This window comes from Micromonospora yongxingensis (assembly GCF_052601155.1).
This window is the reverse complement of record NZ_JBQXEO010000007.1, coordinates 168,817-185,496: the sequence shown is the minus strand read 5'-3', so window position 1 is coordinate 185,496 and position 16,680 is coordinate 168,817. Positions and strand designations below refer to the sequence as shown.

The following is a 16,680-nucleotide window of genomic DNA, read 5'->3' as shown; positions in this document are numbered from 1 at the left end:
TTAGTTGAGAGGTGAAGGATGAATCAGACCCGCCCCAAGGTCAAGCGCTCCCGCGCGTTGGGCATCGCCCTGACCCCGAAGTGTGTGCGGTACTTCGAGCGCCGTCCGTTCCCGCCGGGTCAGCACGGCCGTGCCCGCCGGACCACCAGTGACTACAAGGTCCGGCTGCTGGAGAAGCAGCGCCTGAAGGCGCAGTACGACCTGCACGAGGGCCAGCTGCGTAGCGCGTTCGACCGGGCCGCACGCCGGCCGGGCAAGACCGGTGAGGAGCTGATCGTCGACCTGGAGACCCGGCTCGACGCGCTGGTGCTGCGGTCGGGCTTCGCTCGCACGATCTACCAGGCCCGCCAGGTCGTCACCCACCAGCACGTCACGGTGAACGGCCGTCGGCTGGACCGGCCGTCGGCACGGCTTCGTCCCGGCGACGTCATCGCCGTGGCGGACCGTAGCCGGGGCAAGGCTCCGTTCGTCGTGGCGGCGGCCGGAGCGCACGTCCCGGAGCGTCCCGCGCCGTATCTCGACGTCAACCTGTCGGACCTGACCGCCCGCCTGGTCCGGGTTCCGCTGCGGGCGGAGGTTCCGGTCGTCTGCGACGAACAGCTCGTCGTCGAGTACTACTCGCGCTGAACGGTCGGACCGGGCCGACGAGTCGGGGTCGCCATCGCGGGGAGTTCCGGTCCGGCCGGAACTCCCCGCGGCGTCCTGTCGTTACGGCGACGTCGCCTCGACCTCCTGACCGGTCAGGGTGCCCAGGGGGCCGCGATGTTCCAGGTGCTGTCCGCGGCCCACAACGTCGGCGTGTTGTACGCGTCGCCGCCGGCGCCGTTGCTGAGCCAGACCTCCGAGTTGTAGTGCCGCAGGTACCTGCCCCGGAAGTTGTACGACTCCAGCGACACGCCCGTGCCGGTCAGTCCGACCCGGGCGCACCAGGTGGCGTCGGCGCGGGTGAGCGCGGAACCGTCGTTCGGCGAGTTGCGGACCCGGGAGTTCTGGTGGCGCAGGTACTGGCCGGGAAAGTTGACCGACTCGAACGAGTAGCAGGCGGCGTCGGCCAGGCCGGGACGGATGGTGTACGTGGCGTCGGCCTTGAGCACGCCGGAGCTGGCGGCGTCGACCACCTCCGTGTAGGCCAGGCTGTCCTGGTGGCGCAGGTACCGGTTGGTGTGACCGGGGGTGGTCACCTGCAACGACCGGCGGGTGTTGAGCGGCAGGGCGACGGGTGCGGAGCTGCCGATGGTCTTCGAGGCGTTGATGACGGCGGTGTTGGCGGCACGGACCCGCGCCTGGTCCATCTTGACCACCTGCCGGTCGTAGGTGAGGAAGCCGTTCAGCTCGCCCTCCAGGTCGGTGATCTCCGTGTAGATCGAGGCGCTGAGCCCCTTGCCGAGCATCAGGTTCTGGGTGCCCTGCACCAGGCCCACGTACCGGTCGGTGAGCCCGGTCGAGGTGGTCTGCCACTCGTAGGCGAAGAACTGCCCGCTCGGGCTGTACTCGTGGCCCGGCGTGTGCAGGCCCAGGCCGCCGAACTCGCCGAGCACCGCGATCCGGCTGCTCGACGGCGCGGGGGAGTCCGGCCCGAGGTAGACGTGCCAGTCGTCGATGTCACCGTTGCCCGGGTCGCCGAGGGACTGGCAGCAGTTGTGACCGCTGTGCGGGTTGACCAGACGGGTCGGGTCCTGGTTCTTGATGTTCTGCGCGACCCGGCGGGTGTCGGCCAGGGCCCGCTCACCCCAACCCTCGTTGTACGGGGTGTAGGCGACGACGGCGGGGGAGCTGCGGTGCTCGTCGACGATCTCGCGTGCCTCCGTCTCGAACTGCGCCTGCTGGGCGTCCGTGGGGTTGATGTCCTGCGCGGTCATCGACGGGATGTCCTGCCAGACCAGCAGGCCGAGCCGGTCGGCGTGGTAGAACCAGCGCTGCGGTTCGACCTTGATGTGCTTACGCACCATGTTGAAGCCGAGGTCCTTGTGCTTCTGCAGGTCGAAGGCGAGGGCGGCGTCGGTCGGCGCGGTGTAGAGCCCGTCCGGCCAGTAGCCCTGGTCGAGGGTGCCGACCTGGAACACGAACTGGCCGTTGAGCTTGGGGCGCAGCACCCCGTTCACCAGGCCGGTGGTGATCTCGCGCATGCCGAAGTAGTGCGTGGTCCGGTCGACGGCGACGCCGCCCGCGTTGCGCAGGGTGATCCGGAGGTTGTAGAGGAACGGGTCGTCGGGTGACCAGCGGCGGGCGTTGGGCACCGGCACGCTGAAGTCGGTGAAGCCGCCGGTGGCGGAGCCGACGACGGTGCTTCCGTTGAGCGCCTCTGCGAGCACGCTGTGGCCGGTGACGGTGCCCCGGGTGAAGACCCGGAGCCGAAGGGTGTTGTTGGCCAGGTTCGGATAGACGTCCACGCTGCTGATGGAGGCGGTGGGCACCGGCTCCATCCACACCGTCTGCCAGATGCCCGAGCTGGGGGTGTAGAAGATCCCGCCAGGTGTCTTGGTCTGCTTGCCGATGACCGGCAGGCTGCCGTTCTGTCGGGTGTCGGTGGGGTCCCAGACCTTGACGACGATCTCGTTCGTTCCGGCGGTGAGCTGCGGGGTCACGTCGAAGCTGAAGGCGTCGTAGCCGCCGGTGTGCGCACCGACGCGGACGCCGTTGACCCAGACGGTGCTCTGCCAGTCGACCGCGCCGAAGTGCAGCAGTGTCCGGCGACCCGACCAGTTCGCCGGGACGGTGACGGTACGCCGGTAGAAGAGGTAGTTGCGGTTGTCGTTGGCGGCCCGCTGGATGCCGGACAGTGCGCTCTCGACCGGGAACGGCACGTTGACCCGTTCGGGCAGGTTGGTGTTGAACTGCGGGGCGTCGTCGGTGGCGGACTGGCGTAGCTGCCACTCGCCGTTGAGGTTGAGCCAGTCCGACCGGGTCATCTGCGGTCGCGGGTACTCCGGCAGCGGCGTGCCGGCCAACGCCTGACTGGTCCACGGCGTGGTCAGTGGCGGCGTCTTGGGCGGTGCGGCGTGTGCCGGCGGGGCCGGCGCGGCGAGGACGCCGGCGACCAGCGCGAGGATGAGCAGCAGCGGCAGGGCGGGGCGGATGGGGCCGTGACGTGTCATGCCGTCTCCGTGGGTCGAGTCGCCGCGGGCGGTGCAGCTGGCCCGGAGCGCGTTGGCGGTGGGCATCGGGCGGTCACTCGACGAGGGGACGGACGTCATCGATGGATGTCGGTGGGCTTCCATCGATGAGCAATGGCCGTAACATTGACATCCATCACCACCCGTATAACGTTATAGAGGTACGACGGACGTCCCGTCAATCCTTGTTCATCAATGTCTGCACCGGGGCACCCGGAAGGGTCGGTGGATGGGCGTCAGCCTGAAGGACATCGCCGAGCGGGCCGGCGTCTCGCTGGCCACGGTCTCCAACGTCGTGAACGGCTACCGGCCGGTGGGCGAGCGGACGCGGCAGCGGGTGCAGCAGGCGATCGACGAACTCGGGTACAGCCCCAACCTGGGCGCCCGGCACCTGCGCCGGGGCCGTACCGGCCTGATCGCCCTGGCCATCCCGGAGCTGAACAACCCCTACTTCGCCGAACTGGCCGAGATCGCCATCCGGGAGGCCGCCGGGCTCGGCTACACGCTGGTCATGGAGAACACCGCCGCGGACCGCGAGGCGGAGTTGCTGCTCCTCGACGGCTCCCATCGGCACACCATCGACGGCCTGATCTTCAGTCCGGTGCGGATTGGCCGGGACGAGGTGCTGGCCCGCAGCGCCGACACCCCGCTCGTACTGATCGGTGAGGGTGTCTACGACGTGCCGCACGACCACATCGCCATCGACAACGTCGCCGCGAGTCACGCGGCGATCCAGCACCTGGTGGCGATCGGACGCCGCCGGATCGCGTTCATCGGAGCGGCGCCCGGAGCCGACAGGCAGTCGGCGCACCTGCGCATGCGCGGCTACCGGGAGGCCCTGGCCGCGGCCGGCCTGCCGTTCCGCCCGCAGTTGGTGGCCCGGACCGACGAGTTCGGTCGGCTCGACGGCAGGAGAGCGATGCGCGACCTGCTCGCTCTCGGCGAACCCCCGGACGCGGTGTTCGGCTACAACGACCTGATCGGCATCGGCGCGCTCCGGGCGTTGGCGGAGGCCGGTTGTCGGGTGCCGGAGGACGTGGCGGTGATTGGCATCGACGACATCGAGGAGGGACGCTTCAGCACGCCGACCCTCACCACGATCGCCCCGGACAAGGAGGAGATCGGTCGTCTCGCCGTGCGCCGCCTCGTCGCCCGGATCGAGGGCGCCGAGGTCGCGGCACCGCTGACCGTGCAGACGCCGTTCCGCCTCGTCCGCCGGGAGAGCACCGGCACGGCGGGCACCTGACGACCAGGGGGTTCCCCAGGTCGCGGAGGGAAACGGGGAGAAAACCCGGGTGCCACCGCCGGAGCGATCCGCTATCGTCCGGCAGATGGATCTTGAGTTTGTGACGGTCGCGCAGCGACCCGAACTGGCGCCGCTGCTCGACGACTTCGACGGCGCCTGGCCGGAGTTCATGACCTGTGATCCGATGGCATCGCTGTACTACGCGCTCGCCGACACGCTGTACCCGGAGTTCGTGCTCCTCGCCGTCGACCGCGGTGAGCCGGACCGCGCGGTGGCGCGGGCCTACAGCGTGCCGCTGTCCTGGACGGAGGAACGGCTGCCGCCCGGGGGATGGGACCGGATCGTGCAGCGGGCGACGATCAACCGCCTCGCCGGTACGCCGACGAACACCGTCTCCGCGTTGGAGATCTGCATCCGTCCCGAGGCCCGCGGTCTGGGCTTGTCCGCCAGGATGCTCGACGCGATGCGCGACAACACCCGCAGGCTCGGCTACGGCACGCTGGTCGCGCCGGTACGCCCCAGCGCCAAGCACGAGGTTCCCGACGAGCCGATGGACCGGTACGCCTTCCGTGTCCGCGACGACGGCCTGCCGGTCGACCCGTGGCTGCGTACGCACGTACGCGCCGGCGGGGAGATCGAGTCGGTGGCCCCACGGTCGATGACCATCCCGGGCACGCTGCGGGAGTGGCGAAGCTGGACCGGTCTGCCGTTCGACCGCACCGGCCCGGTGCACGTGCCGGGTGCGCTCGTCCCGGTCTGGTGCGACGTCGAGCATGACCACGGCGTCTACGTCGAACCGAACGTGTGGGTTCGCCACCACCTCTGATGCGCTCCTCTCTGTCCGGTCGCAGGTTGTCGGCAGACGCCCGGCGGATCGCCGGACCGTTACCGAATCCATAGCGCCGGAAGTAGGACCCAGAGAGGATGTCCTCCGCAATCCATTGATCTCAATATGATGGCCGCAATCTCGAATCAGGTGCGCTCACGAGGCGTGCCTTCCTGATGCGGAGGAATGCATGGTTCGCTGGCGTACCCTCACTGGCCTGTTGGCCGCCGCCCTGGTCGCGGTGACCGCGGGCAGCCTGGCTCTCGCGGCTCCGGCCGCCGCGGCCGACGACCCCATGACGCCGAACGTCGTCGGTGGCACCCGCGCCGCCCAGGGCGAGTTCCCGTTCATGGTGCGGCTCTCGATGGGGTGCGGCGGGGCCCTGTACAGCGCCCGGCTGGTGCTCACCGCGGCGCACTGCGTCGGTGCCACCGGCACCAACACCAGCATCACCGCGACGCTCGGGACGGTCGACCTCCAGTCGTCGAGCCGCATCACCGTCCGGTCGAACTACGTCTACCGGGCTCCCGGCTACAACGGCAGCGGCCGGGACTGGGCCCTGATCCGGCTGGCCACCCCCGTCACCGGGCTGAGCACCCTGAAGATCGCCAACACGACCGCCTACGACAGTGGCACCTTCACCGTCGCGGGCTGGGGTGCCGCCCGCGAGGGCGGCGCGCAGCAGCGGTACCTGCTGAAGGCGACCGTCCCGTTCGTCAGCGACTCCACCTGCAACTCCTACTACGGCGGCGAGATCATCCCCGCCCAGGAGATCTGCGCCGGCTACGCCAGCGGCGGTGTGGACACCTGCCAGGGCGACTCGGGTGGCCCGATGTTCCGCCGCGACGCCAACAACGCCTGGATCCAGGTCGGCATCGTCAGCTGGGGCAACGGCTGCGCCCGACCCAACTACCCGGGTGTCTACACCCAGGTCAGCTACTTCGCCTCGACGATCGCCTCGGCCGCCGCCAGCCTCGGCGGCTGACCGTACGACCGAGCGGGCGGCCCGGCCGGCGACGGCCCGGGCCGCCCGTGTGCGTTCTGGCCAATGACTGCGGTGGTTCTGGTGGCTACGGTCGTGGGTGAGGTTTCCCGACCACCCCGAGGAGCGACCGCATGCCACCCTCCCCGTCCCGGATCTTCGCGGAGATAGCGACAGCCGACAGGCCGGCCGAGACCACAGTGGTCATGCGGCGTGCGGTCGTGCTCGGTGGCAGCATCGCCGGGTTGATGGCGGCCCGGGTGCTCAGCGACCACGCCGAAGAGGTGCTGATCATCGAGCGGGACCCGTCCGAGGCGGATGGCGAACCGCGGCCCGGTGTGCCGCAGGGCAGCCAGGTGCACGCGTTGCTGCCGGCCGGTCAGGTCCAGTTGGAGCGCTGGTTTCCCGGCATCGTCGACGAGGCGCTCGCGCTCGGCGCCCCGCCTCCGCCGAAGGACGAGGGCGCCGCCAAGATCTTCGTGAACGGGGTGCTGGGGCTGCCACCGGCGCCCTCCGGCAGCGGACCGGCGCTGATCACCACGCGACCGTTCCTGGAGGCGCTGGTCCGGCGGCGGACCCTCGCCGTCGACACCATCCGGATGGTGTACGGCCGGGCCGACGGCCTGGTCCTCACCGACGGCCGGGTGACCGGCGCCCGGTACGTGCCCGACGGCGGCACGGAGCCGGTCGCCGAACCGGCCGACCTGGTGGTCGACGCGATGGGGCGGTCGAGCCGGCTGAGCGACTGGCTGGCGGACAACGGGTGGCCGCGCCCACCCATGCAGCGGATGCCGATCAAGCTGAACTACGCGACCGCGCTCTACAAGCAGGACGAGAAGGTCAGCGACGCCTGGGTGGTGGTCTACCACACCATGGCCGGCAAGGGCCGTACCGCGCGGATCGGTGGGATCAACTCCGTCGAGGGGGACCGCTGGATCATGTTGGTGGCCGGCTACGACGAGGACCGGCCCAGCCGCGACGTCGCCGACTTCACCGCCCGCTGCCGCGAGCACTATCCGCCGATGTTCGGCGACATCGCCGAGCACGGGCAGATGATCGGCGGGGTGGTCACGTACCACCAGGCCGACAGTCGACGCCGGGACTTCCACCGGCTCGACCGGATGCCCGCCGGTTTGGTCGCCGCCGGGGACGCGGTCGCCTCCTTCAACCCGGTGTACGGCCAGGGCATGACCTCCGCGACGCTGCACGCCTCCTGCCTGTCCGCGTACCTCCGGTCGGACCCGAAGCTGGACGAGCCGGCGCGGGCCTACTTCGACCAGGTCGCAGTCATCGTCGACGCCGCCTGGCAGATCTCCACCGCCGCCGACATCGAACTCCCCCACGTCGACGGCCCGTACCCGCCCGGCTACAAGGTCACGAAATGGTTCGGTGACCTGATCTTCCGGGCCTCGCTGACGGATCCGGTGCTCAACGCCCGGCTGAGCCGGGTCACCACCATGCTCGACCATCCGGCGACGCTGAGCCACCCCGGCACCCTGCTCCGGGCCCTCCGGCTGGGCCTGCTCCGGAGGCGCTCCGCCACCGCCTCCACCGACAGCCCATAGCTGCGAAGGGCCCTCAGCGCAGCCGGCGGATGTCGCCGTACGCCCGGTAGAACCCACCGCGGCCGGACTCGCGGACCTCCGTCACCAGGTAGCGGGCGCCCGGCTCGCGGATGCCCTTGGGGAACTGCACGGACCAGTCCCGTCGATAGCCGTCGGAGAGCACCTGGACCCGCAGCCGCCCCCGGTCGTCCAGGCACTGCACCACCACGCCCGCGCCGGCGTCGCTGGTCACCTCGACCAGCGTCGGCTCCACGGTCCGGGGTGCCTGGCGGGGCGCCTTGACGTCCAGCACCTCCGGCACGTCCCCGACCTGGGCCGCCCGGATCGCCGGCTCGCTGGCGTCGATGCACGCCAGGTGGCCGCCGGTGGTGACGACGTAGAGCCGACCGTCGCGGTACTGCATGGAGTACGCCGACCCGCAGCCGGTGCCGAGCTTCCACAGCCGGGTGCCCGCCGCGTCGAAGCAGTAGATCGAGGACTGGCTGTCACCGGCGAAGACGTACCGGCCGCCCTCGGCCGTGGCGCACGAGAAGACCGGGGCGTCGCACCGGTAGCTGCGCTCGACCCGACCGTCCTTTGCCAGCCGCACCACCTCGCGGGTGCCCGTGCCGGCGAACACGCTGCCCGGCTCCTGCCATCCGAAGAGCACCGAGCCGGTCCTGGTGTGCCAGAGTTCGCGACCGGTCCGCCAGTCGTAGCCGGTCACGCCCTGCGAATGGCCGTGGTAGAGCGCGTCGGTGTCGCAGCGCACCATCCAGGCGGAGCGCCCCCGCCCCGGGCGGCGCCAGAGGAACTCGTCCTCGTGGTCGATGGCGGCGATCCCACCGTCGGCGTCCGAGACGCCCAGAACGCCGTCGTGAATGTCCAGCCAGTAGATGTCGATCTCCGGCGCGATCGCGTACGCCACCCGGGGCACCTTGCCGGAGAGGTCGTAGACGTTGCCGTCGTCGCAGCCGGCGTAGATCCAGGCGTCGTCGGCGACGATGCACTTCACACCGTCGGGGAGGCGGACCTGGCTGCGCACCTGGGCGTCGTGGTCGAGGGTGGTGATGACCCCGTGCTCGTTGCCCACCATGCAGTGCTGCCCGTCGACGAAGATGCCGAAGGCGGGGGCACCGGAGTCGTAGCGCCACAGCACCGGGGCGGTGTGGGCGGTGGAGCGGGTGCTGACGATCTGGCGGCGGGAGACGGTGCGCTTCTGTCGAACGCCGGGGACGGCCGGGGCGTACCCCTTGCGGACCTTCTCCCCGATCTTCTTCGCGGCGGCGGCACGGGCGCGGGCGTTGTCCGGGTAGGCGCTCGCCTTAATCTGCCCCTGGTCGCCGATCCGGCCGTAGCGCACGGTCAGCGTGGCGTCCTCGACAACGACCTCGTAGAACTTGTGTGCACCGTCCACTTCGGACAGTTCGAGGTAGGTCGTCTCCTGGGACATGGGGGCCTCCGAGGGGGTCAGCGACCGGCCCGACGTGGCCGGCGCGGCGACAGTGCCCACACGCTAACCGTCGCCTCCGACAAGATCGGCTGCCGCTCGCGCCGCCTGTGCCGCTCCCTGGTGGCTTGCCAGCGCACCTCTGGGAGGGGATGGTGACCGGATGCCGCACGATCCCCGCGATGCCCACGTCGTCATCGTCGGCATCGACCGTTACGAGGCCGGGAGCGAGTGGAGCCTGGTCGGGCCGGTCGACGACGCCGTCCGGTTCGCCACCAGGTTCGTGGCGCGGGGGGTGCCACCGGAGCAGGTGACCGTGCTGCTGGCGCCCGACCCCGGTCCGGACGTCGTCCCTCCGGGTGTGGTCGTGCGGCCCGCCGACCGCGGGACCGTACGGGACGTGCTGCTGCGCGAGCTGCCCACCCGACGCGGATCCACCCTCTACGTGATCTGGGGTGGTCACGGCTACGTCGACACCGGTCGTCATCGGCGGCTCTACTACTCCGACGCCACCGCCACCGATTCCGGCGCCCTCGACCTCGATTCCATGCTCGTGACGTTCGCCTCCGACCTCGTCCCGGCGTTCAACCGACAGCTGTGGATCGTCGATGCCTGCCAGGTGCGCGAGCGTCCAGAGGCGGGGCGCTCGACCGGCAACGAGACCTTCCCCAGCGGAGTCCCCGTCGAGGGCCGGACGCAGGACGTGGTGTTCGCCGCTGGTCTCGGTCAGGCCGCTGCCAACCTGCGGGTCCGCCGTACCGGCCTGTTCAGCCGGGAGATCCTGCGACTGGTCGAGTCCGGCGACACGGACTGGCTCGGGGACCCGGGGCGGTTGGTGGCCACGCTACGAGAGCGGTTCGCCGAGTTGCGGGCGAGTGGTCTCACCGGGCAGACGCCGACGTACCTCTGGTATCGCAACGGGCTGGGCGACGAAGGTCTCGTTCTCGGAAAGCCCGAGGCGGGGCCGCCGGTGCGGGCAGCTCCCGCGTCACCGTCACCCACCGTGATGGCCCCTCTCGTGGACGCGTTGCTGGAGATACCGGAGTTCCGGCGGCCCGCCGAGCGTGAGGAGATCCTGTCCCTCCTGCGGGGCCAGGTGTACGCGGCGATCCGGCGGCACAACGGGGCACGGCTCGACACCATCAGCGTCGTACGGACCTGTCTGCGGTATCCGGGCGCACTGTCCGAACTCGTCGAGGCGGTCCGCTTCTTCGCCACCGACGATGCGGCGATGGCCGGCGTCGAGACCGGGGCCGCCCGGCTGGTGCCGTACACGTGATCGCGCGCCGCCGGCACCGCGCACCGCAGACTGGCACGGAATCCGGGTTGTCGTACCCGTTGCTCCATGTGACGCTTTCGTTGCGCTGCAAACATGAGAGATGATGGTCTTATCGACTGTCATCGTCGGAAGGGTTGCCGTACATGGAGGAAGGCCTCGCTGATATCGAGTCTGAGTTGCTCGATCTGTCAACGGTCGACGTCGCGTCCCTGCGATCCGTTGACCTCACCGGCATGACTGCGGCGATCTCGCGGGTGCGCGCGATCATTGCCGATACGGGGGGCAGCATCAGCGGCTACAACGGCTCCTCCCCGAGCCGGAGGCGGCCCACCGGGCCGGATTCGGAGGAACATGGCGTCTGATCCCGTGCCGTTAGGGCCGACGTACCTCGAACCCGAGCACTTTCACGCCCTGGCGTCCGGTGGGGGAGCCGAACGGACCGTCGAGGCGCTCTGGCGGTCCGAGCGCAGTTGGCGGCTGATCGTGCTGCGGGTCCTCCTGGACAGCTGCGCCACCCGGCCCGATGCCGCCGGTCCGCTCGCGCCCGTCGCTGACGCCTGGCAGCTTCTGGTCCAGGCGCACGGTGCCGCTCCGGACGTCACCGAAGACGTCCTGGCCCGGCCACAGGTCGGCATCTGGGCCGCGCACACCCTGCGTCGGCTGCGAGACGACGCCGACCTTCTCGTGCCGTTGTGGCTGGACGTCGGATACCTGCACGCGTTGGCCGCGGCGAGCGCTGTCCGCGCGGGCCTCTCCTTCGACCTCGACATCCCGGTGCGCGACGGCGCGGCGGTGCTACCCACCGTGGGCTCCGCCTCGATCGCGTCGGCCGTCCCGGTCGTCCGCGTGCGGGCCCGGGACGGACAGGTCGACCTGGTGACCGGCGGACGGACCGTCCGGTGCGTGGCCGGTGATCCGGACTGGCATGAGCCGATCATCGTCGAGGCCGCTGCGGACGGCGTCGGCCTCCGGGTCGAACTGCTCGATCGTGACGTGTACCGGGACCTGCGGGGCCCCTCGTCGCCCGAGCCGCTGTCGGCACCCGAGATCGCCCGCTGGCGTGCGTGTCTCGCGCAGGCCTGGGAGCTGCTGGTCAGCGAGCAGCGCGGCACGGCCCTGGCGATCGCCGGGATCCTGCGGACCGTGGCACCGCTGCCACGCCGGGATCGATTCCGCCAACTGTCCGCGTCCGGAGCCGAGGCCTTCGGCGGCGTCCTGCTCTCCGAGCCGGACGACGCGGCACAGTTGGCCGTGACCCTGGTGCACGAGTCGCAGCACCACAAGCTCGGCGCGTTGTCGCACCTGCTCGCCCTCTCCGAGGGCGGCGGCCCGATCCGCTACTACGCCCCGTGGCGCGACGACCCCAGGCCACTTGCCGGCGTTCTTCAGGGTGCGTACGCGTTCGCCGGCATCACCCGGTTCTGGCGGGTTCACCGACACCACGCGTCGCCCACCGACCGGGCCGCCGCGGACTTCGAGTTCGCGCTGTGGCGGCGGCAGACCCTCGGCGTACTGCGGCTCATGGCGGCGTCCGGCCGTCTGACCACGCACGGCCAGCGGTTCGTCGAGACGCTGCACGCGGAACTGGAGACTTGTCAGGAAGACGAGGTGCCTGTCACCGCGCTCGATGCGGCGCACGCCGTCGCCCTCGATCACCGCGCGATGTGGCGGGGCCACAACGTGCGCCTCGACCCGGCCGACCGGGATGCGCTGGCGGTGGCCTGGCAGCGCCGCGACCCGGCAGCGGAGGCTGTCCTCGCCATCGACGGCCGGAAGGTGCTGGCGGCGCCTCCGGAGGGTCTGCTCGACGCGAGGGCTGTGCTGCGCAGATACCTGCTGGTCGACCCGGACGAGTTCGGTCGACTGTGCGCCTCGCCCGAGACGGTGGGCGCCAGGGTCGCGGGCGCCACCCCGGCCGACCTCGCACTGGTGGCCGGTGACCTGGAGCGGGCGCGTGCCGGCTACCTCGGTGAACTGAGGCAGGACCCGTCGAGCGTGCACGGCTGGGTGGGCCTCGGCCTCACCCAGATCGACCGTCCCGCCGACCCGGCCACGCGCGCCCTGCTGGGCCGTCCGGAGCTCGTCCTGGCCGTCGTCCACAGGCTCCGGTCGCGGGGCCACGCAACGGTGGCGCTGGACCCCATCGAGCTGGCCGACTGGGTCGGCCGCGGCGTACCGGACCAGGAACTCGACACGTTCGACCCGGCGGGCTGGCTGACTGTGTGACCCGCCGGGTCGGACGTGGTGCCGCTACAACGGAAGCGGGTCGATGTCGCAGTTGGCCCGTACGCCGGCACCGATCGCCGCGACGGCCGGGTGCCGTACGCCGAGGGTCTGCCGCAGTTGCTCGAGGCCCTTGTCGAACAGCATGCCCGCCTCCGCCTCCCGTCCCAGGCCCCGAAGGTCCATGGCGAGGTTGAGAGCACACACGAGCGTGGTGGGGTGGCTGCTGCCGAGGACCTGACGGCAGGTCGCGAGGGTGGCCAGGTCGAGGGCGTGAGCCTCCTCGTAGTCGCCGAGCTCGTAGTGATCGCTCGCCAGGTTGATCCGGGAAGCCATCACCAGGGCATGCGACTCGCCGAGCCGGTTGGTCAGCCGTTGCAGCGCCGTCTGGTCGAGCTCCCGGGCCTGCTCGCACTCGCCCAGCAGCCGAAGTGTCACCGCCAGGTCCACCTGAGCGCCCGCGGTGTGCGGGTGCTGCTCGCCGTACAGCCGGCGCAGACCCTCCACCGCGACCTCCGCTGCCTCCCGCGCGGCACGGAGGTCACCGGTCAGCCGCTGGTCGATGGAGAACGTCAGCGTGGCGAGCACGGTGTCCGGGTGGCTGTCGCCGTAGCGGGTACGGAAGCGGCGGAGCACGTCGCTGGACAGGTCCAGGGCGTCGTGGTGGTGACCGGCCTTGCGCCGGAAGCTCGCCAGCATGTGGCTCTGCCGGAGAAGATCCGGGTGGTCGTCGTACTTCAGCATCCGACGGGCCGTCGCGACGACGTTCTCCTGGTTGGCGTGCGCCGCGACGTAGTCACCGAGTTCACGGCGGTCGAGGTTGATGCCGCCGAAGGTGCTGAGGCTGTCGGGGTGGTCGGTGCCGTAGATCTGCACCAGCCGCTGATAGGTCTGTTCGTCGAGTTGGAGAGCTCGCCCGAAGAGGCCGGACAGTCGCATGCTCACCGCGAGGTTGTGTGCGGCGCGCAGGGTGAACGGCTCCTCCTCGCCGAAGTTCTGCTTGGCCCGCTCGTAGACGATGAGCGAGCGATCCAGCGCGCCGGTGAAGTCACCGGCGACCCGGTGGTCGGCGGCCACGGCACCGGTGGCGTCCAGGGTCTCCTCCTGGTCGTCGCCGCGGGTCTGCCGGTACAACTCCAGCGTCCGGGCGTTGAGTGCTGCCGCGGCGGCGTAGTCACCGACGACGAAGTGCATGAAACCAAGCCAGCTCGCCATCCGGAGGCTGTCCGGGTCGGCGCCGTCGGCGGTGGAGGTCCAGGCCGTCCACGCCCGCTGCGAGAGGTCACGGGCGCCGAGGTGGTCACCCCACCGCCACAGGTACTTCGCCTCGTTCAGGACCATGTCCCGCACGAGTTCGTTGGAGCACCGCTCGGCCTCCGAGGCGATGATGTGCGGATACAACTCGGCGTACCGCGGCCAGTGGTCGGCGTCGTCCGGCTGGTCGGGGTCGTTGCCGGCGAGCAGCAGGTGGGCGCCGTGGCGCATCGCCTCCCGGTCTTCCGGGTCCATCTGGTTGATCAACACGCGCTGGACGAGACGGTGCATCTGGAACGAGTTCGTCCGGTGGTCGATCCTGGCCAGCGACAGTCGACCGATCGTACGGATCGCCCGGTTGAGGCGGATCGGGTTGCGGACGAGGGGATCCAGGTCGGGATGGATGCGAAGGGCGCGCGGCTTCGACAGCAGCACCTTGCCGATCGGTTCGGGCGCGAAGTACGAACACACCTGCAACAGCCGTAGTGCCGAGCTGTCCTGGTCACGTAGCCAGTTGAGAGACACGTTCCACGCCGCCGCGACGAGTGCGGGGTAATCCTGCGTCGCCGTACCGTCGTCGAGCACCGGGCGGCTGGCATCCAGGAGTTCGAGGTACTCGTCGGCGGGCATCCTCGTCTCGGCGCGCCAGGCCGCCGCCTGTTCGATGGCCAACGGAAGGTCGCCCAGGGCCGCGGCGAGGCGGTCGGCGTCGTCGACGGCCAGGTCCGGGCCTCGACGGCGGAGCAGTTCGATGCTCTCCTGCCGGTCGAAGACGTCGACCGGAAGACTGCTCGCGATCTCCCGCCACGCACCATTGCGCGAGGTGACCACGATGCTCCCCGGGCCGCCCGTCGGGAAGAACCGCTCGACGTCGTCCGGGTCCTCGGCGTTGTCGAAGATCAGCAACCAGTTCGTGTGCGGACGGCCGATCCGCAGCGCCTCCAGCACCGCCGGCACGGCCGTGTTGGCCGTCGACGGCACCGGCAGGTTCAAGCGCACCGCCAGCTCCACCAGCGCGGACTGGATCTGGGCCGGGCGCTCGGCCGGGATCCACCAGATGAGGTCGAAGTCCTGCTGATGGAGATAGACGTACTCGATGACGAGCTGGGACTTGCCGACCCCGCCGGCGCCGTGCACCGCCTCCGGCAGGACGGCGGTGGTGCCGGCGCGCAGGCGCTGGTGCAGGGAGTCGAGCAGGTCGCGCCGGCCCGTGAAGTTCGTGTTCCGCAGCGGAAGGTTGCCGACGATCGCCGGTGCCTGTCCGTCGAGTCGATGCGCGGTCTCCAGGTCGTGGATCCGCAGCCTGCCGGGGATGACGTCCGAATCGGTGGCCAATGTGTCAGGCGTGGTGGTGCCGAACGAGACCCCCGGGCCCGGCGATTTCACTCTGTCAGACATTCCGGACTCCATGGTCCTGTGAGCGGTAACGGAAGACGGCGGCACTACTCGACGTACCTGCCGTGGAATGGGCGACCCGAGTGCCTGGCCGAGCCGCGTGGCCGCGCCAAGGTTCGGCCCGCCCAGTGAGAGGTGAACAGCCAACTCGACCCGCAGGTACGGCTCGGCGGCCGGAGTGACGCGCCCGAACGACGCGTTCCGCGGATCCTTGATGCGAAGTGTCAGGTTGCGCACGGCCTCGACGTCGTGCGCGAGTTCGTACTCCACGACGTGCTGGACCTCGATGGTGCGGTCGCGGTACCCGAGCGTGAGGAGACGCTCGCGGACGCCGTGGACGAACTCGTACCTGATGCGGGTGTCACTCGTGGTCGCGCCCCCGTGCAGGACGGGGCGCACCAGGTCGCTCGTCAGCACCTCGGTCAACTGCGCCGGCCCCGACCGGACCACCGTCTTGAGCAGGGCGCGCACCACCCGGGCGTTGAGCGGAGCGGCCGCCAGCCGCGTCGCCAGCGTGAACGACGCGGGTGACACGGTGGCCCGGAATCGGGCGACAAGATCGTGGGCGCTGAGCGAGTGCCTCAACCGGGAGGCGGTCGAGCCGTCCGGCGGCAGGAGCAGCGCGGGCAGCCGCACGTCGTCCGGCGCGGGGTCCGCCAGCAACCGGCTCCACCGGTGCAGCCAGTCGGTGCCGCGTTCGATGACCGGTACCGCCGTCAGCAGGGCGTCGTTCTGCTCGCCCGGCGGGCGCAGGTCCAGACCGCTCACCCGCCACGACCACCCGGTGGTCGTCGCACCGGAGCCGCCCGGGCTCCAGGCCACCTCGGTCGTCTCCATCCGTCGTTCGCGCCAGTGCTGCTGGGGCAGCACGTTGACGACGGCGACCATCATGCGGGCCGCCCAGGAGGCGAGGACGGGTTGGACGAGCCCGCCGAGCCAGGCTTCGGAACCACCGTGGGTCAGCAGGAAGACGACGCGTTGTCCGGCCGGGTCAACCAGATCCGCGGGTGCGGCGGGGTCACCGTCCGGCCCGCCGGTCACCCAGAGCCTGCCGTCGCCGACCCCCATCCGCCTGACGTCGACCGAACGGAAGACGCTCTGGGCGCGCAGCACCGCCACGAAGGTGGATATCTCGTCGGCCCAGAACTCCATCACCGGGTCGTCGTCGACGACCACGACGAGTTCCCGGCTGTCGCCGGTGGGCCCGAGCGGCGGCCCGTCGGCCTGTCGGCCGGGGGCTGAGGTCAACGGCGTCGACTGGCTCATCAGCGACCCGAACCGGGCCACGGTGGCCGCATGCGACGGCACCCGCCGGCAGTGCTTCCGTCCGGCCGGCGCGTACGCCAGCCGGCGCTTCCCGTCGTCGCG

The 16,680-nt window shown here is 70.6% G+C and carries 11 protein-coding genes; 8 read left to right on the top strand and 3 right to left on the bottom strand.

The annotated features are described in order from the left end of the window. Window positions 1-18: 18 nt before the first annotated feature. Window positions 19-627: a 30S ribosomal protein S4 gene (rpsD, locus tag ACTWLT_RS11810; protein WP_252417628.1), complete on the top strand. Its 609-nt coding sequence runs from the start codon at window positions 19-21 to the stop codon at window positions 625-627. 113 nt (window positions 628-740) lie between these two features. On the opposite strand, the gene ACTWLT_RS11805 is transcribed toward rpsD, so the two are convergent. Next, window positions 741-3,095 (bottom strand): AbfB domain-containing protein, encoded by a 2,355-nt coding sequence (locus ACTWLT_RS11805; protein ID WP_445318392.1) that lies wholly within the window; start codon window positions 3,093-3,095, stop codon window positions 741-743. A gap of 247 nt (window positions 3,096-3,342) precedes the next feature. Between ACTWLT_RS11805 and ACTWLT_RS11800 the strand changes: the two genes are divergently transcribed. The 4 genes from ACTWLT_RS11800 to ACTWLT_RS11785 all read left to right on the top strand — a co-directional run bounded on the left by ACTWLT_RS11800 (window position 3,343) and on the right by ACTWLT_RS11785 (window position 7,732). Next, window positions 3,343-4,359, top strand: coding sequence for a LacI family DNA-binding transcriptional regulator (locus tag ACTWLT_RS11800; protein WP_445318391.1), 1,017 nt, complete (start codon window positions 3,343-3,345; stop codon window positions 4,357-4,359). Window positions 4,360-4,444: 85 nt separating this feature from the next. Beyond that, on the top strand, window positions 4,445-5,185 hold the full coding sequence (locus ACTWLT_RS11795; protein WP_445318390.1) for an N-acetyltransferase: 741 nt from the start codon (window positions 4,445-4,447) through the stop codon (window positions 5,183-5,185). A 190-nt stretch (window positions 5,186-5,375) separates the two neighbouring features. Beyond that, window positions 5,376-6,170: a S1 family peptidase gene (locus tag ACTWLT_RS11790; protein ID WP_445318389.1), complete on the top strand. Its 795-nt coding sequence runs from the start codon at window positions 5,376-5,378 to the stop codon at window positions 6,168-6,170. A 131-nt stretch (window positions 6,171-6,301) separates the two neighbouring features. After that, window positions 6,302-7,732: an FAD-dependent oxidoreductase gene (locus ACTWLT_RS11785; protein WP_445318388.1), complete on the top strand. Its 1,431-nt coding sequence runs from the start codon at window positions 6,302-6,304 to the stop codon at window positions 7,730-7,732. A 13-nt stretch (window positions 7,733-7,745) separates the two neighbouring features. On the opposite strand, the gene ACTWLT_RS11780 is transcribed toward ACTWLT_RS11785, so the two are convergent. Further along, complete coding sequence (locus tag ACTWLT_RS11780; protein ID WP_445318387.1) at window positions 7,746-9,164, bottom strand: WGR domain-containing protein; 1,419 nt, start codon at window positions 9,162-9,164, stop codon at window positions 7,746-7,748. Window positions 9,165-9,324: 160 nt separating this feature from the next. Here ACTWLT_RS11780 and ACTWLT_RS11775 point away from each other — a divergent pair, with 160 nt between their 5' ends. The 3 genes from ACTWLT_RS11775 (at window position 9,325) to ACTWLT_RS11765 (ending at window position 12,666) form a co-directional block, all read left to right on the top strand. Beyond that, window positions 9,325-10,440, top strand: a complete 1,116-nt coding sequence (locus ACTWLT_RS11775) for an effector-associated domain 2-containing protein (RefSeq protein ID WP_445318386.1) — start codon at window positions 9,325-9,327, stop codon at window positions 10,438-10,440. Between the two features lie 143 nt (window positions 10,441-10,583). Then, window positions 10,584-10,802, top strand: coding sequence for a hypothetical protein (locus ACTWLT_RS11770; RefSeq protein ID WP_252417620.1), 219 nt, complete (start codon window positions 10,584-10,586; stop codon window positions 10,800-10,802). Next, window positions 10,792-12,666 carry an HEXXH motif domain-containing protein gene (locus ACTWLT_RS11765; RefSeq protein ID WP_445318385.1) on the top strand — a complete coding sequence of 625 codons (1,875 nt, stop codon included), beginning with the start codon at window positions 10,792-10,794 and terminating at the stop codon, window positions 12,664-12,666. The genes ACTWLT_RS11770 and ACTWLT_RS11765 overlap by 11 nt, the downstream gene beginning before the upstream one ends. A 24-nt stretch (window positions 12,667-12,690) precedes the next feature. Here ACTWLT_RS11765 and fxsT read toward each other — a convergent pair whose 3' ends face one another. After that, the gene (fxsT, locus tag ACTWLT_RS11760; protein ID WP_445318384.1) at window positions 12,691-16,620 is read right to left on the bottom strand and encodes an FxSxx-COOH system tetratricopeptide repeat protein; all 3,930 of its coding nucleotides are present in this window, start codon (window positions 16,618-16,620) and stop codon (window positions 12,691-12,693) included. Window positions 16,621-16,680: the final 60 nt, after the last annotated feature.

Coding starts and splice junctions, on each gene's coding strand:
- rpsD (WP_252417628.1), top strand. CDS start 19: ATGAATCAGACCCGCCCCAAGGTCAAGCGCTCCCGCGCGTTGGGCATC.
- ACTWLT_RS11805 (WP_445318392.1), bottom strand. CDS start 3,095: ATGACACGTCACGGCCCCATCCGCCCCGCCCTGCCGCTGCTGCTCATC.
- ACTWLT_RS11800 (WP_445318391.1), top strand. CDS start 3,343: ATGGGCGTCAGCCTGAAGGACATCGCCGAGCGGGCCGGCGTCTCGCTG.
- ACTWLT_RS11795 (WP_445318390.1), top strand. CDS start 4,445: ATGGATCTTGAGTTTGTGACGGTCGCGCAGCGACCCGAACTGGCGCCG.
- ACTWLT_RS11790 (WP_445318389.1), top strand. CDS start 5,376: ATGGTTCGCTGGCGTACCCTCACTGGCCTGTTGGCCGCCGCCCTGGTC.
- ACTWLT_RS11785 (WP_445318388.1), top strand. CDS start 6,302: ATGCCACCCTCCCCGTCCCGGATCTTCGCGGAGATAGCGACAGCCGAC.
- ACTWLT_RS11780 (WP_445318387.1), bottom strand. CDS start 9,164: ATGTCCCAGGAGACGACCTACCTCGAACTGTCCGAAGTGGACGGTGCA.
- ACTWLT_RS11775 (WP_445318386.1), top strand. CDS start 9,325: ATGCCGCACGATCCCCGCGATGCCCACGTCGTCATCGTCGGCATCGAC.
- ACTWLT_RS11770 (WP_252417620.1), top strand. CDS start 10,584: ATGGAGGAAGGCCTCGCTGATATCGAGTCTGAGTTGCTCGATCTGTCA.
- ACTWLT_RS11765 (WP_445318385.1), top strand. CDS start 10,792: ATGGCGTCTGATCCCGTGCCGTTAGGGCCGACGTACCTCGAACCCGAG.